The organism is Microbacterium sp. CFH 31415, assembly GCF_022538185.1.
In the GTDB taxonomy this organism is placed as follows: domain Bacteria; phylum Actinomycetota; class Actinomycetes; order Actinomycetales; family Microbacteriaceae; genus Microbacterium.
The window spans coordinates 14,511-29,546 of the sequence record NZ_JAKYXC010000018.1; the positions used below are offsets into that span (position 1 = coordinate 14,511).

The 15,036-nt window shown below is 71.1% G+C and carries 11 protein-coding genes and 1 riboswitch; of the genes, 6 read left to right on the forward strand and 5 right to left on the reverse strand.

Going from position 1 to position 15,036, the window contains the following annotated elements; all coding sequences use genetic code 11:
• Positions 1 to 140: 140 nt before the first annotated feature.
• Positions 141 to 2,006: an ABC transporter family substrate-binding protein gene (locus tag MK786_RS15600; protein WP_241113156.1), complete on the reverse strand. Its 1,866-nt coding sequence runs from the start codon at positions 2,004 to 2,006 to the stop codon at positions 141 to 143.
• Between the two features lie 196 nt (positions 2,007 to 2,202).
• Between MK786_RS15600 and MK786_RS15605 the strand changes: the two genes are divergently transcribed.
• Positions 2,203 to 3,012: a CPBP family intramembrane glutamic endopeptidase gene (locus MK786_RS15605; protein ID WP_241113157.1), complete on the forward strand. Its 810-nt coding sequence runs from the start codon at positions 2,203 to 2,205 to the stop codon at positions 3,010 to 3,012.
• A 321-nt stretch (positions 3,013 to 3,333) separates the two neighbouring features.
• A complete protein-coding gene (locus tag MK786_RS15610) occupies positions 3,334 to 4,320 on the forward strand; it encodes a hypothetical protein (protein ID WP_241113158.1) in 987 nt (328 codons plus the stop codon).
• Between the two features lie 160 nt (positions 4,321 to 4,480).
• On the opposite strand, the gene gcvP is transcribed toward MK786_RS15610, so the two are convergent.
• From gcvP to MK786_RS15630, 4 genes are all read right to left on the reverse strand, one after another.
• Positions 4,481 to 7,360 (reverse strand): aminomethyl-transferring glycine dehydrogenase, encoded by a 2,880-nt coding sequence (gene gcvP / locus MK786_RS15615; RefSeq protein WP_241113159.1) that lies wholly within the window; start codon positions 7,358 to 7,360, stop codon positions 4,481 to 4,483.
• Positions 7,357 to 7,740: a glycine cleavage system protein GcvH gene (gene gcvH / locus MK786_RS15620; protein WP_241113160.1), complete on the reverse strand. Its 384-nt coding sequence runs from the start codon at positions 7,738 to 7,740 to the stop codon at positions 7,357 to 7,359. Before gcvH ends, gcvP begins: the two co-directional genes overlap by 4 nt.
• 26 nt (positions 7,741 to 7,766) lie before the next feature.
• On the reverse strand, positions 7,767 to 8,891 hold the full coding sequence (gene gcvT, locus MK786_RS15625; protein WP_241113231.1) for a glycine cleavage system aminomethyltransferase GcvT: 1,125 nt from the start codon (positions 8,889 to 8,891) through the stop codon (positions 7,767 to 7,769).
• A gap of 163 nt (positions 8,892 to 9,054) precedes the next feature.
• Positions 9,055 to 9,150, reverse strand: a riboswitch (glycine riboswitch).
• Positions 9,151 to 9,194: 44 nt separating this feature from the next.
• Positions 9,195 to 10,364 (reverse strand): MarP family serine protease, encoded by a 1,170-nt coding sequence (locus tag MK786_RS15630; RefSeq protein ID WP_241113161.1) that lies wholly within the window; start codon positions 10,362 to 10,364, stop codon positions 9,195 to 9,197.
• A 125-nt stretch (positions 10,365 to 10,489) separates the two neighbouring features.
• Here MK786_RS15630 and MK786_RS15635 point away from each other — a divergent pair, with 125 nt between their 5' ends.
• From MK786_RS15635 to nadC, 4 genes are read left to right on the forward strand one after another with little or no spacing between them, the layout of a single operon-like run.
• A complete protein-coding gene (locus MK786_RS15635; RefSeq protein WP_241113162.1) occupies positions 10,490 to 11,209 on the forward strand; it encodes an NUDIX domain-containing protein in 720 nt (239 codons plus the stop codon).
• Positions 11,210 to 11,220: 11 nt separating this feature from the next.
• Positions 11,221 to 12,573 (forward strand): quinolinate synthase NadA, encoded by a 1,353-nt coding sequence (nadA, locus tag MK786_RS15640; protein WP_241113163.1) that lies wholly within the window; start codon positions 11,221 to 11,223, stop codon positions 12,571 to 12,573.
• Entirely contained in the window at positions 12,570 to 14,180 is a 1,611-nt protein-coding gene (gene nadB / locus MK786_RS15645; protein WP_241113164.1) for an L-aspartate oxidase, read from the forward strand. The genes nadA and nadB overlap by 4 nt, the downstream gene beginning before the upstream one ends.
• Positions 14,174 to 15,031: a carboxylating nicotinate-nucleotide diphosphorylase gene (gene nadC / locus MK786_RS15650; RefSeq protein WP_241113165.1), complete on the forward strand. Its 858-nt coding sequence runs from the start codon at positions 14,174 to 14,176 to the stop codon at positions 15,029 to 15,031. The genes nadB and nadC overlap by 7 nt, the downstream gene beginning before the upstream one ends.
• Positions 15,032 to 15,036: the final 5 nt, after the last annotated feature.

Here is a 15,036-nt window from a genome sequence, read left to right on the forward strand (position 1 = left end):
GGAGGCTGAGCGACACCTGTGTCTGTCGCGCAGCCCCGTTGGACATGACTGTGGGTGCCAAGGGTTCGCCTCGGCACCCACAGTTCACACGATGTCTGCCGGGGTGGACGGCTCAGCCGCCCACCCCGGCATGGCATGGATTACTCCGCGCCAGCGCCTGCCGGGGTCCACTCCCAGAAGTTCCAGAAGTAGTCCGGGCTCAGGGGCATCTCCTTGACCTCGGTCACCTTGTCGCTGTTGACCAGCAGACCCGGGAACTGGAAGATCGGGAGCGTCGTGGCGCTCGCCCAGATGCCCGTCTCGGCCTGCTCGAGCAGGTCGGTCTGGGCGTCGTAGTCGGACGTGACGTTCAGCGTGTGGAGAGCATCGGTGACTTCCTCGTCGCAGAACCCGTTGTAGTTGCCGCCCTTGGCCATCGGGTCGTCGTAGCAGGCGTAGATCTGGTCGGATCCACCCACGGCGAGACTGGTCTGCGACCAGGCGAACAGCGTGGCGTCGTGCGGGTTGATCGGCTCGGCGGCCGGGTCGGTGAAGACCCAGTCGGGCTCGCTCTCGTCGACCAGCTGGAAGCCGGCCAGAGCAGCCGAAGCGGCGATCAGCTCGTACTCCTGGCCACGACGGACGTTGCCCTCGGGGTACCAGAAGCCGACCTCGACCGGACCGGTCACGCCTGCCTCGGCGAGCAGCGCCTTGGCGCCCTCGATGTCGACCTCGGCGTAGTCGGCCGAACCGTTGCTCTCGGTCAGGATCGGGTAACGCTCGACATCAGCCTGCGAGACGAGGTTGGTGTTGCGCACCTCGGCCTCGGGGTTGAGCGGCTTGATGATCTTGTCGACGATCTCCTGGCGGGGAACCGTCTTCAGGAACGCCTGGCGAACCGCGAGAGCCTTCGCCTCGTCGCCGCCGTAGGTCGCGGGGTCGAACGGACCGCCGTTGTTAACCGTCAGGTCGACGTGCTCGTGCGACGCCTGGACACCGGTCTGCACCGTGGCGGTGTCGATGTCGTTGGCGAGCTGGAGGATGTCGGCCGTGGGCTGACCCGACCAGATATCGAGCTCGCCCGACTCGAGGGCCTGCAGCGCGGTGGTCGAGTCGGCGATCGTGCGGATCGTGATCTTCTCGAACTTGGGCGACGGACCCCAGGTGAACAGCGGGTTCGCGGCGATCGAGATGTACTGGTCCTCGACGATGTCGTCGACGATGTACGGACCGCTGGTCAGCGCGGCAGCCGGGCTGTCGGGCAGCGTGGTGTAGCCGTAGGCGTTGCTCCACGCGTCGCCCAGAGCGGCAAGGGTCTCCTCGTCGCCGTCGGTGATGGCCGTGACGACCTTCTCCTTGGCGGTCTCGGCGAAGTCCTTGGCGGCGTCGCTGTACGCGGTGAAGTCACCCTCCTCGCCCGACTCCTTCCAGGTGTCGTACGCGGCCTGGACGTCCGAGTACTCGTCCGGGAACGCGAGCGCGTAGGTGCCGTGGGCCGAAACGCCCAGCGGTCCGACGAGCTCCCAGTCCACGTACGGCTCGTCGTAGACGAACGTGATCTCCTTGTCGCCGGTCTCCGGCGTCTCGGTGACCAGGCTGTAGCCGGTGCTGGCGGCGGGCGAGAACGCGTCGTTCACATTGCCCGACATGGCAGCCCACTGCAGGAGCATGTCCGCCTCGTCGATCGGAACGCCGTCCGACCAGACGGCGTCAGCCGTGATGGTGTACTTGACGGTGAGCGGATCTTCGCTGACCTGCTCGTACTCGCCGAAGTCGGTGTTGCGCACCAGCTCGGGGGTGTTGTTGTAGTACGCGAACGTGGTGTCGGTCATGTACTTGACGTTGCCGTTGGCCGTGTTGTTGCCGGCCGAGCTGTCGTCGTTGAAGTGGAAGAAGCCCGAGTTGTACGCGGTGGTAATCTCGGTGCCTTCCACGACCTCGGACTGGTATGGGTTTCCGCAGCCGGAGAGCACGAGAGCTCCTGCCGCCACGACACCCACGCCCGCCATAAGACGCGCGATCTTCACATTTCCTCCTGTGCAAGGGTTGAGTGCCCAGCCTGTGGCAGCGCTGGACACGGACACGGACACACTAAGCACGCTCCGGGGGCAGGGCAAAACAGAACAGCAAACCGTTACATATCCTTAACTCAGCGCTACGTGGGTGTGACAATCTGACAACGTGCACGCATTCGCGTCTGGGAATCTGCCCGACACCGGCCCCATGGACCGTGTGTCCCGCGTACGTCTGAGATGGGAGATCGCGCTCGTCCTGCTGCTCTCCGTAGGGCGGTCGGCCATCTACGCGGTGCTGGGGCTGATCCAGGCGCTGCAGCGCGAGGCGGCCCTCGGCGACCAGACCACATCGCTCAATCCCTCCGCCGGCGCGGAGGAGTTCTGGGACGTCCTGTACCAGTTCCTCGGGCAGGGATTCGCGCTCGTTCCGGTGGCCCTCGCGATCTTCTTCCTGTGGGAGCCCGGCATCTCCGCGTTCCGCCGCATCGGGCTCGATTTCCGACGGTTCGGCGGGGACGTCGGCCGCGGGATCGCGTTGGTCGCGGTGATCGGCATCCCCGGGCTCGGCCTCTATGTGCTCGGCCGCGCGCTCGGACTGACCGTGCTGGTCGAGGCATCCCCCATCGACGCATCGTGGTGGACAGCCCCGCTGCTCCTGCTGGCGGCCCTGCGAGCCGGGCTCACCGAAGAGGTCATCTTCATCGGCTACCTCTTCGACCGGCTGCGGCGGCTCGGCTGGGGCTGGTGGGCCGTCATCCTGTCGACGGCGGCCCTGCGCGCCGCCTACCACGCCTACCAGGGCTTCCCGTCGATGGTCGGCAACTTCGCGATGGGCGTCGTCTTCGGCTGGTGCTACCGGCGCTGGGGGCGCGTCATGCCGCTCGTCATCGCCCACACGGTGATCGACGTCATCGCGTTCGTGGGCTACCCGCTCGCCGCCGCTCTGTGGCCAGGCCTCTTCGCCCCCGCCCCGGCCCCGTCGGGCACACCGACCCCCACCCCGACCCCGGCCGCGTAGCCCCCGCCCTCGGTTTCCACCTCGGTTCCACGAGACTTCATCGGCGCGGGGGGGGGGGGGGGGGCGGGGGGGGGGGGGGGGGGCGCCCCCCCGCGCCGCCCCGCCCCCCCCCCCCCCCCCACTGCAGTCTCGCGCGGACGCGACGCGACGCGACGGGATGGGACGGGACGGGACGCGACGGGACGAGGCGAGGACGGCACGGGACGAAGCGAGACGAGGCGAGGCGCGCGCGCGTCCTCCACACGGGGCAGGCTCCGGCCACGTGTCCACCGACTTGCTGAGCAGGCGTCCGCCGGGTGGGCAGCATCGCAGGGTCGGCGGATGACCAATGTCCTCCGAGCATCCGATGTCGTCCCCAGTCCGATCGCGCTGCTCGCCCGAGGCGATGCGCCGCACTCCGACCGTGCAGTCCGCAGAGGGCTGCTCGTCCCCGTCATGCGCGGCGTCTACGCGGAGCGCGACGCCTGGCGCAGTCTGAAGCCGTGGGACCGATATCTCGCACGGGTCCACGCGGCGGCCATGAAGTACCCGGACGCGGTGTTCTGCCATGAGTCGGCGGCCGCACTGCGCGGACTCACCGTGTTTCTCGAGCCGCGTGACGTCCACCTCGCGCTTCCGATGGGCGCGACGTCGCGCGTGGTGTCGGGCGTCCGCATCCACGCGGTGCAGAGGATGCCGAGGGTGGACGAGATCGGCGGACTGGTTGTCGCGACTTGCGCGGAGACGGTCGTCGACATCGCCCGGACGCGTCACAACGCGGTCGGCTTGGCCGTGGCCTGCTCCGCGATGCGCGCCGACCCGACGCTGACGGCAGAGGAGTTCGCGGCGCTCTCCGCATCACGTCCGTCTACACGAGGGCGGCGACACGCCCGCTGGGTGTTCGATCGAGCGACGGCGACTCCGGAGTCACCACTCGAATGCGTGAGCCTGGCCGCCATCGAGTGGCTCGGCTTCCCGACGCCGGAACTCCAGAAGTGGATCGTCGACCCCATCGGGCCCGACGCGGATCGCCTCGACTTCTGGTGGGAGGCGTGGCGCATCGCCGGCGAAGCCGATGGCGAGCTCAAGTACAGCGGCGAACTGGGCGATGCGCGTGCTGCCCTGCGCGACCGGAGCCGGCGCGACGCCCGACTGATCGATCGCGGCGTCTCGGCCACGGCTCACTGGGGCTGGAGCGACGCGATCGCCACCAAGCCGCTGCGGGCTGCGCTGCTCGCGGCCGGCCTGCCCGCGGAGCGGCCCGAGGACACGTTCCAGCTCCGCTCGATGCAGCGGGCCCTCACGCCCCGCACCGCGACAATGCAGTAGCGCACCGAGACCGCATCCCGTAGTCGATGCCTCGGTGCACAGATGCAGTCTCGCGGGAAGTGGGGCGCCGGGGGGCGCGGGCGGGGACAGGGCAGCGCGCGGCGAGGGCATAGGGCGACGGGATGCCGGTTGGCCCGGCATCCCGTCACTCCTGCGTATGTCAGGCGAAGGCCTCGATCGGCGGGCAGGCGCACACCAGGTTGCGGTCGCCGTAGGCCTGATCGATGCGGCGCACCGGCGGCCAGTACTTCGTGCGCACCAGCGAGTGGACCGGGTACACCGCGATCTCGCGCGAGTACGGGTGCGTCCACTCGCCGGCCACGACAGACTCCGCCGTGTGCGGGGCGTTCGACAGCGGGTTGTCTCCCGCGGGCCACTCCCCCGCCGCGACGGCGTCGGCCTCGGCCTTGATCGCGATCATCGCCTCGATGAAGCGCTCGATCTCGCCGAGGTCCTCGGACTCGGTCGGCTCGACCATGAGCGTGCCCGCGACCGGGAACGACATCGTCGGGGCGTGGAAGCCGTAGTCGATGAGGCGCTTGGCCACGTCGTCCACCGAGACCCCGGTCGCGTCCTTGAGCGGGCGCAGATCGAGGATGCACTCGTGCGCGACGAGGCCGCCCTCGCCCGCGTACAGCACCGGGTAGTGGTCCTTGAGGCGCAGCGCGATGTAGTTCGCCGCGAGCACGGCGGCCGCGGTGGCCTCCCGCAGTCCCTCTGCGCCCATCATGCGGACGTACGCCCACGAGATCGGCAGGATGCTCGCCGAGCCGTGCGGTGCGGCCGAGATGGCGCCGCCCTCGAACACCCCTCCGGCGTGGTCCTTCCGCTGCGACAGCGGGTGCGACGGCAGGTGCGGGGCCAGGTGCGCCTTGGCCGCCACCGGTCCGACGCCCGGTCCGCCGCCGCCGTGCGGGATGGCGAACGTCTTGTGCAGGTTGAGGTGCGACACGTCGCCGCCCAGGTCGCCGAAGCGCGCGTAGCCGAGCAGGGCGTTGAGGTTCGCTCCGTCGACGTAGACCTGGCCGCCCGCGTCGTGCACGGCCTGGGTGATCTCGAGCACGTCGTGCTCGTACACCCCGTGCGTGGACGGGTAGGTGATCATCAGCGCGGCGAGCTGCTCGGCGTGGGCCGCGATCTTCGCCCGCAGGTCGTCGAGGTCGACGTTGCCGGCCTCGTCGCACGCGACGACGACCACCTTCATGCCCGCGAGCACCGCGGACGCGGCGTTCGTGCCGTGGGCAGAGGACGGGATGAGGCACACCGTGCGCTCGACGTCGCCGTTCGCGCGGTGGTAGCCGCGGATCGCCATGAGCCCCGCGAGCTCGCCCTGCGAGCCGGCGTTGGGCTGCAGCGAGACCGCGTCGTAGCCCGTGACCTCGGCCAGCCACACCTCGAGCTGCTCGATCATCGCGAGGTAGCCGTGCACGTCGGCCTCGGGAGCGAACGGATGCACGCGGGAGAACTCCGGCCACGACACTGCCGCCATCTCGGTCGCCGCGTTCAGCTTCATCGTGCACGAGCCCAACGGGATCATGCCGCGGTCGAGCGCGTAGTCGCGGTCGCTCAGCTGCTTGAGGTAGCGCATCATCGCCGTCTCGGACCGGTGCGTGTTGAACACCGGGTGGGTGAGGTACTCCTCGGCCCGCGCGAGCTGCGACGGCACGCCGGCGAGCGGCGTGGCGTCCGCGTACGGGATGTCCCGCACGTCGTGCTCGTCGGCCTCGGGCAGCCCGAAGGCCCACGCGACGGCCGCGAGGTCGTCGGCGGTGGTCGTCTCGTCGACCGAGACCCCCACCGTCGCGTCGTCCACCCAGAACAGCTGGTATCCCTTCGATCGCGCTCGCTCGATGACGCGGCGCGACGGTCCGGGCGTGACCACGCGGATCGTGTCGAAGAACGAGTCCGACACGAGGTGCAGGTCGTACTCGCGCAGGCGCTGCGCGAGAGCCTCCGCCTTGCGCGCGACGTCGGTCGCGATCGCCTTCAGCCCGGAGGGGCCGTGGTAGACCGCGTACATCGAGGCCATGACGGCGAGGAGCACCTGCGACGTGCAGATGTTCGACGTCGCCTTCTCGCGGCGGATGTGCTGCTCGCGCGTCTGCAGCGCGAGCCGGTAGGCGGGGTGGCCGGCGGCGTCCTGCGAGACCCCGACGAGGCGGCCGGGAAGCTGTCGCTCGAGACCCGCGCGCACGGCCATGTACCCCGCGTGCGGACCGCCGAAGCCCATCGGCACGCCGAAGCGCTGCGTGGTGCCCACGGCGACGTCGGCGCCGAGCGCGCCGGGCGAGCGCAGCAGGGTGAGCGCGAGGAGGTCGGCGGCGACGACGACGAGACCGCCTTGGTCATGCACCGCCGCGATGACGTCGGTGGGGTCCCACACGCGACCGGATGCACCGGGGTACTGCACGAACGCACCGAACACGTCGATGTCGGCCGGCGGAGGCGACATGTCGAACGACGTGTAGTGCAGCTCGATGCCGACGGCATCGGCGCGATGCGCGAGGAGCGCCTTGGTCTGCGGCAGTGCGTCGGCGTCGACGAGGAACACGTTCGACGCCGACTTCGACGCACGGCGGGCGACGAGCATCCCTTCCACGACGGCGGTGGCCTCATCGAGCATCGAGGCGTTCGCCGTCTCGAGGCCGGTGAGGTCGGTCACCATGGTCTGGAAATTGATGAGGGCCTCGAGGCGCCCCTGCGAGATCTCGGGCTGGTACGGCGTGTAGGCGGTGTACCAGGACGGGTTCTCGAGCACGTTGCGGCTGATCACCGACGGCGTGAACGTGTCGTAGTAGCCGAGGCCGATCATCGGCCTGGCGGCGCGGTTCTGCGACGCGAGGACCCGCAGCTCGGCGAACGCCTCCGCCTCGGTCGCGGCGGGCGGGATGTCGCTCGTCGAGCGCGGTGCGACCTGGATGGATGCCGGCACCGCGCGCTTCACGAGGGCGTCGACGGTGTCGTAGCCCAAGGCGTCGAGCATGACACGCTGCGCTGCGGCATCCGTTCCGATGTGACGCTCGGCGAAGCCGCCCGTCATTCGTCGCCGCCGGTCAGGGCGACGTACGCGTCGCGGTCGAGGAGATCGGCCACGGCCGCGGCGTCGACCTTGAGCTTGACGAGCCAGCCGGCGCCGAACGGGTCGGAGTTGACCAGCGATGGGTCGTCGACGACCGCCTCGTTGACCTCGACGACCTCGCCGTCGAGGGGGGCGTAGAGCTCGCCGACCGACTTGGTCGACTCGATCTCGCCGACGACCGTGGCCGCGGTCACGTCGGTGCCCTCACCGGGAAGCTCGACGAAGACGACGTCGCCGAGCTTGTCGGCCGCGTAGTCGGTGATGCCGACGGTCGCGACGTCGCCGTCGAGGGCGATCCACTCGTGCTCGGCGGTGTACTTGAGGGTGTTGAGGTCGGACATGGATTCCTCCGGTGGACGGTCGTCGGTCACTGGGCGCGACGGTAGAAGGGCAGGGCGGTCACTGTCGCGGGGATGCGGGTCCCCCGCACGTCGATGAAGAGCTCGGTGCCCGGCTCCGTGAGGGCGGGCGAGACGAAGGCCATGGCGATGGGATGACCCAGGGTCGGGCTCAGCGCGCCGCTGGTGATCTCGCCCACGACGTCGTCGCCGTGCAGCACCGGGTAGCCCGCGCGTCCGGCCCGGCGCCCCTCCGACACGAGGCCGACGAGCACGGGCGCGTCGGCGGCGACGACGGACTCGAGCGCCGACCGGCCCACGAAATCGACGGACTTGGTCTTGAGCGGCACGACGCGGCCGAGACCCGCCTGAGCGGGGATGATGTGGCGCGTCAGTTCGTGGCCGTAGAGCGGCATGCCCGCCTCGAGGCGCAGCGTGTCACGCGACGCCAGGCCGGCGGGCACGAGCCCGAACGGCTCGCCCGCAGCGAGCAGGGCGTCCCACAGGACGGGGGCGAGCTCGGCGTCCACGCTGATCTCGAAGCCGTCCTCGCCGGTGTAGCCGGTGCGGCTCACGAGCACGGGCGTGCCGCTGAAGCGCATGCCCATCGCCGCGTAGTACGGGAGGGTGTCGAGCGTGTGGCCCATGGCGAGCGCGTCGTCGTGCTCGAGGCCCTCTGCGGCCTGGAGGATCTCGCGGGCGCGCGGACCCTGCACCGCCAGCAGCGAGTCGGGCAGCTCGACGAGCTCGGCGTCGAAGCCCTGGAGCCGGTCGAGGAGGGCGGAGCGCACCGCATCCCGATTCCCCGCGTTCGCGACGATGAGGAACTGGTCCTCGGAGACGCGCGTGACGATGAGGTCGTCGATGATGCCGCCGTCGGGCGCGAGGATCATCGTGTACTTGGCGCGCGAAAGCTTCAGCGGCGCGGGGTCGAAGGCGAGCGCGTAGGCGAGGAACGCCTCGCGGTCGGGTCCGGCGACCCCGAACTGCGCCATGTGCGAGATGTCGAAGAGCCCGGCGGCGGTGCGCACGGCGTGGTGCTCGGCCAGGTCGGAGCTGTAGCGCACGGGCATCGACCAGCCGCCGAAGTCGGTGAAGGATGCGCCGAGCGCGGCGTGGCGGTCGTGCAGCGGAGTCGTGCGGGGGTCGGTCATGAGTTCTCCCGGGTCGCGATCGGGCGGACGCCGGACGGCGCCGTGGAACTCCCCCTCTGTCATGGGCCTGAGAGTTTCGCCCGCAGCTCCGTGAGGATGTCGCGGGTTTTCACCTTCGGCGGATTCGAGCGTGCTTCGCTCGGAATCGCTTTCCAGAGTCGGCCGGATCCGGACGGTACGCGTACCTGAGAGATTGGCGGGGAGGCTTGCTCCTTCGGTGCTCGGCAGCGTGCTGCCGAAGCTCTCCCGCCCGGGTCGTAGGCCTTGTTGACTTGCGCTGCCAGCATACCGGTCGGCGGGGCGTCAGCCGGTGCAGCGTCCCGAAGAGACCGCGCCGGTCAGGGCGGGCGCCTCGGCGGCGACCGGCGTGAGCTCGGCCATCGTCATCGCGTAGCCGCGCTCGGGATCGTTCTCAGCACGCGCGAAGACGACTCCCGCGACCGCTCCGTCCTCGGTCAGCAGCGGTCCGCCGGAGTTGCCGGGACGCACCGGCGCCTGCAGCGAGTAGATCTCGCGCGGCGCCGACGATTCGTCGTAGATGTCGGGCACCGCGACGGTGCCGGTCGACAGCACGCCTGCCGGGACCATCGAGAACGGGCCGCCGAGCGGGTAGCCCAGCACCACAGCCGGCGAGCCCGCCGCGAGGGTCGGTGCGATCGGCAGCGCGGCCACGCCGAGGTCGTCGACGGCGATCACGGCGAGATCGTCGATCGCATCGAAGTAGACGATGCGCCCCTCGCGCGCCCGCACGCCCGGCAGCTCGACGACGGGCTGCTCGACGCCGGCCACGACGTGCGCGTTCGTCACCACCCGATCGGGGGCGATGACGAAGCCGCTTCCCGTCGCGCTGCGTCCGCACGAGTAGGCGGTGCCCGAGACGCGGGCGACGGATGCGGCGGCCCGCGTGAGCTCGGGATCATCGAGGTCGACGGGCTGAATGGTGACCGGTCCCGACTCGAGCAGATCGCCGAGGGCCGGCAGTCCCTCGTCGATCACGAACCCGCGGAGCTCCGCCAGCGCGGCCGTGACGGGCGCCGGGGTCACGCGGTCGATCGTGCGCAGCACGGTCGACGAGGAGAGCGCGGACGAGACGATCGGCATGCCGGTCGCGGCGAGGCTCGCCCCGGTGAGCGAGATCGCAAGGGCGGCGACGACGACGCCCGCGACCCCGCCGAGGACGCGGTCGACGGCCCGCAGCGGCGTGCGATCTACGCCGCGGCGCAGCGCGGACCCGGCCAGCGCGCCGAGCGTCGCTCCGCCGAGGACGAGCGCTGCGGACGCGAGCAGCACGACGAGAGGCCGCCACTGCTGCCACGGCCAGGCGTCGTTGACCAGCGGCACGAGCCAATGGGCGGCGAATCCGCCCGCGGCCAGCCCGAGCAGCAGTCCGACGCTGCCCGTGAACCCGCGGCCGACGCCCACGACCAGCCCGACGACGAGGAGGACGATGAGCACGATGTCGACGACGGACATGCATCCTCCTGCGGGTGATCGGCGCTCTGCCGGGAGCGCCAGGCTACGCATCGAACCTGTGTGACGACCCTCATTTGCCCTTCGTGTCACGATGACACTAAGATGAACGCGGAGTAAGAGTCATCATGACAAGAACCAGCACCTTCACCGCCGCCCCCGCCGCCGACGCCGCGGTCGAGCCGACGCGCGTCGCGGTCTCGACGGTGATCTTCACGCTGCGGCGCCTGCCCGGCAGCGAGACCGCGAGCGTCGTGCTCCCCCTCGTGCGCCGCACGCGCGATCCGCACGAGGGCCTGTGGGCGCTTCCCGGCGGCTGGCTCGACGCCGCGGAGGGACTGGATGCCGCGGCATCCCGCACCCTCGCCGAGACGACCGGGCTGGCGCCGAGCTATCTCGAACAGCTCTACGCGTTCGGTGCCGTGGACCGCTCCCCCAGCCGGGTCGTGTCGATCGTCTACTGGGCGCTCATCCGGCCCGACGAGATGGCCGATGCGAGCGACGAGAACGTGCAGTGGTTCGATGCCGCCTCCCTTCCCCGGCTCGCGTTCGACCACAACCAGATCGTGGACTACGCGCTGTGGCGCCTGCGCAACAAGGTGGGCTACAGCCGCATCGCGCACGGCCTCCTCGCCGACGTGTTCACCCTCGCCGAACTCCGCGAGGTGTACGAGGCGATCCTCGGCCGACGCCTCGACCCCGCGAACTTCCGCCGGCAGGTCGAGAACTCCGGAACCCTCATCCCGACCGACCGCTTCCGCACCGGCAGCCACCGACCCGCACGGCTGTACCGGTACAACCAGGACGTCGAACTGGCCGATCGCGGCCCGCTCGACCGCCGCCAGTGAAAGAGCACGCCATGTCCGCCGTCAACATCACCCTGCAGCCCCGGCCTCTGACCGACGCCTCGGTCGACCACGCGATCCAGGCCATCGTGTCGGGGGCCTCGACCGCCGAGACCTGCAACACCGACCTCGCCTCGGGTCCGTGGGACTTCGACATCCGCCCCGGCTACGGCCCGGGGTCGTCGATGGGCGACGTCATCCCGACCGGATCGCCCCGACAGGGAGAGCTGCCGCGCGAGTATCGCGACGCGTCCGAGGCCGAACTCGCCGAGCGCATCCGCACCGCGAAGGCGATCCTCGGCGACCGGGTCGTCGTGCTCGGCCACTTCTATCAGCGCGAAGAGGTCGTCGTGCACGCCGATTACGTCGGCGACTCGTTCCAGCTGGCGAACGCCGCGCTCGAGCACCCGCACGCCGAGGCGATCGTGTTCTGCGGCGTGCACTTCATGGCCGAGACCGCCGACATGCTGTCGCGTCCCGAGCAGGCCGTCATCCTCCCGAACCTCGCCGCCGGCTGCTCGATGGCCGACATGGCCGACATCGACCAGGTCGAGGAGTGCTGGGAGCAGCTCGCCGAGGTCTACGGCGACATGGACGCCCCCGATGCCGACGGGCTGGTCCCCGTCATCCCCGTCACGTACATGAACTCGTCGGCGGCCATCAAGGGCTTCGTCGGCCGCCACGGCGGCATCGTCTGCACGTCGTCGAACGCGCGCACCGTTCTGGAGTGGGCGTTCGAGCGCGGACGCCGGGTGCTGTTCTTCCCCGACCAGCACCTCGGCCGCAACACGGCGAAGGCGATGGGCGTGCCGCTCGAGCAGATGCCGATGTGGAACCCGCGACGGCCGCTGGGAGGATCGGATGCCGCGAGCCTCGCCGACGCGCGGGTGATCCTGTGGCACGGCTTCTGCTCGGTGCACCGCCGCTTCTCGGTCGACCAGATCGAGAAGGCCCGCGCCGAGCACCCCGGCGTGCGCGTGATCGTGCACCCGGAGTGCCCGATGGAGGTCGTCGACGCTGCCGACGAAGCCGGCTCGACCGACTACATCCGCAAGGCCATCGAGGCGGCGACCGAGCCGACGACCTTCGCCATCGGCACCGAGGTGAACCTGGTGCAGCGCCTGGCGGCGCAGCATCCCCAGCACGAGATCTTCTGCCTCGACCCGGTGGTCTGCCCGTGCTCGACGATGTACCGGATCCACCCCGGCTACCTCGCCTGGGTCCTCGAGGGACTCGTCGCGGGCGAGGTGCGCAACCGCATCACGGTCCCTCAGGGCGTCGCCGACCCGGCACGACTCGCCCTGGAGCGGATGCTCGCCGCCAAGCCCCCGGCGGCCCCCGCCGCCGCCTGGGAGAACGCGTCATGACGACGCACGCGGTCGTTGTCGGCAGCGGCATCGCCGGGCTGACCGTCGCGCTGCACGCGGTCGAGCACGGCTGCCGGGTGACGCTCGTGACGAAGGACGTGCTCGACCACGCCAACACCCGGTTCGCCCAGGGCGGCATCGCGGGCGTGATGTTCGCCGACGACCGCGTCGAAGACCACATCCACGACACCCTGGTCGCCGGCGCCGGGCTCAGCGACCGCGAGGCGGTGCGCGTGCTCGCCGACGAGGGCCCCGCGCGCATCCGCGAGCTCATCGACATCGGCGTCGCGTTCGATCGCGGCGAGGACGGCGGCTTCGTCAAGGGCCTCGAGGCCGCGCACTCGTACCCGCGCATCCTCCACTCGGGCGGCGACGCGACGGGCACCGCGATCGAGAGGGCGCTCGTCGCCCGCCTGCGCGCGAGCCGCGTCGACGTCATCGAGCACGCGTTCCTCGTCGACCTGGTCGTCGAGGGCGGCCGCGTGCGCGGCGTCGACCTGCTCGTGGGCGACCGCGAGGCGACGGCCGACTCGGCGGCGGTCGCCGGAAGACGCGGGATCGTCGCCGCCGACGCCGTCGTGCTCGCGACCGGCGGCGCGGGCGAGCTCTACGCGCACTCCACCAACCCCGTGGTCGCCACGGGCGACGGCATCGCCGCCGCCTTGCGCGCGGGCGCCGACGTGCGCGACCTCGAGTTCTTCCAGTTCCACCCGACGGTGCTGGCTGCCGGCGCGTCGTTCCTCGTGTCCGAGGCGGTGCGCGGCGAGGGCGCGACGCTCATCGATGAGACGGGTCGGCGCTTCGCGTTCGACGCGCATCCCGACGGCGAGCTCGCTCCCCGCGACGTCGTCGCCCGCGCCATCGCGCATCAGATGGAGCTCCAGGACGGGCGCCCCGTCCGCCTCGACGCGACCCTTCTGCACGGCGACGACCCCGAGGAGCGCGCCGCCTTCCTCGCCCGGCGCTTCCCGACGATCGACCGGGCGGTGCGCGAGCGCGGTCTCGACTGGGCGAGGGAGCCGATCCCTGTGACGCCGGCCGCGCACTACCTGATGGGCGGGGTCGCGACCGACCTGTTCGGCCGCGCCTCGCTGCCCGGCCTCTACGCGGTCGGCGAGGTCGCGTGCACGGGAGTGCACGGCGCGAACCGCCTGGCCTCGAACTCGCTGCTCGAGGGCGCCGTGTTCGGAGCCCGTGCCGGCGACGTGATCGCATCGGATGCGGCATCGGCCGACTGGCCCGTCGCGGCGGGCGCGTCGGCCGAGCGCGCGTCCGGCGGCGAACCGGCCGGGGCCGCGCCGGCGGGCGACGACCCCGCCGACGCGCCGCCCTTCTCCCGCGCCGCCCTGCAGGAGCTGCTGTGGCACGACGCCGGGCTCGTCCGCGACGACGCAGGCCTCGGGCACGCGGCATCCGTCCTCTCCGTCTGGCGGACGCAGAGGCGCGAGCCGCACACCGAGCTCGAGTACGAGAACGAGAATCTCCTCGTGGTGGCAGACCACCTCGTCGCCGCAGCCCGGGCCCGCCGCGGGTCGGTCGGCGCGCACTACCGGCGGGACGACCCGGTGACGTCCGCCCCGATCCGCCAGGAGGCCGTCGCATGCTGAACCGCGCCACCATCGACCGCGTCGTCGCGGCCGCGCTCGAGGAGGACGCGCCGTGGGGCGACGTCACGAGCGCCTACCTCATCGTCGAGACCGCGATCGCGCGGGCGGATCTCGTCGCCCGCGAGAGCGGCGTCTTCAGCGGCGGGGAGGTGTTCGAGGCCGCCTTCCGCCTGACGGATCCCCGTATCGACGTCGAACTCGTCGTCGAGGACAGCGCGTGGTTCGAGCCGGGCGACGTGCTCGCGACGGTGCAGGGCCCCGCTCGCGGCGTGCTCACGGCCGAGCGCGTCGGGCTCAACTTCACGCAGCGGATGTCTGGGGTCGCGACGCTGACCGGCCGCTACGTCGCCGAGGTGGCGCACACCGGCGCCCGCATCGCCGACACCCGCAAGACGACGCCGGGACTGCGGGCGTTCGAGCGGCACGCAGTCGTGAACGGCGGCGGCCACAACCACCGGTACTCGCTCTCGGATGCGGTGATGGCCAAGGACAACCATCTCGCCATCCTCTCCCGCAAGGGCGTGTCGATCACCGCCGCCCTGCAGGGCGCGATCGCGCGCCTCCCCCACACCACCCACGTCGAGGTGGAGGTCGACCGGCTCGACCAGATCGAGGCCGTGCTCGCCGCGGGGGTCGGCACGATCATGCTCGACAACTTCTCGCTCGACGACCTGCGGGCGGGGGTCGCCCAGGTCGCGGGCCGCGCCACGGTCGAGGCATCCGGCGGCGTCTCCCTCGAGACGGTGCGCGCGATCGCCGAGACCGGCGTGGACGTCATCTCGGTCGGCGCCCTCACGCACTCGGCACGCGCGCTCGACCTCGGGCTCGACGTGCGGATCGACCTCGCCTGAGGCGG

Coding starts and splice junctions, on each gene's coding strand:
- gcvP (WP_241113159.1), bottom strand. CDS start 7,360: ATGACGGGCGGCTTCGCCGAGCGTCACATCGGAACGGATGCCGCAGCG.
- MK786_RS15605 (WP_241113157.1), top strand. CDS start 2,203: ATGGACCGTGTGTCCCGCGTACGTCTGAGATGGGAGATCGCGCTCGTC.
- nadA (WP_241113163.1), top strand. CDS start 11,221: ATGTCCGCCGTCAACATCACCCTGCAGCCCCGGCCTCTGACCGACGCC.
- gcvT (WP_241113231.1), bottom strand. CDS start 8,891: ATGACCGACCCCCGCACGACTCCGCTGCACGACCGCCACGCCGCGCTC.
- MK786_RS15630 (WP_241113161.1), bottom strand. CDS start 10,364: ATGTCCGTCGTCGACATCGTGCTCATCGTCCTCCTCGTCGTCGGGCTG.
- MK786_RS15610 (WP_241113158.1), top strand. CDS start 3,334: ATGACCAATGTCCTCCGAGCATCCGATGTCGTCCCCAGTCCGATCGCG.
- nadB (WP_241113164.1), top strand. CDS start 12,570: ATGACGACGCACGCGGTCGTTGTCGGCAGCGGCATCGCCGGGCTGACC.
- nadC (WP_241113165.1), top strand. CDS start 14,174: ATGCTGAACCGCGCCACCATCGACCGCGTCGTCGCGGCCGCGCTCGAG.
- gcvH (WP_241113160.1), bottom strand. CDS start 7,740: ATGTCCGACCTCAACACCCTCAAGTACACCGCCGAGCACGAGTGGATC.
- MK786_RS15635 (WP_241113162.1), top strand. CDS start 10,490: ATGACAAGAACCAGCACCTTCACCGCCGCCCCCGCCGCCGACGCCGCG.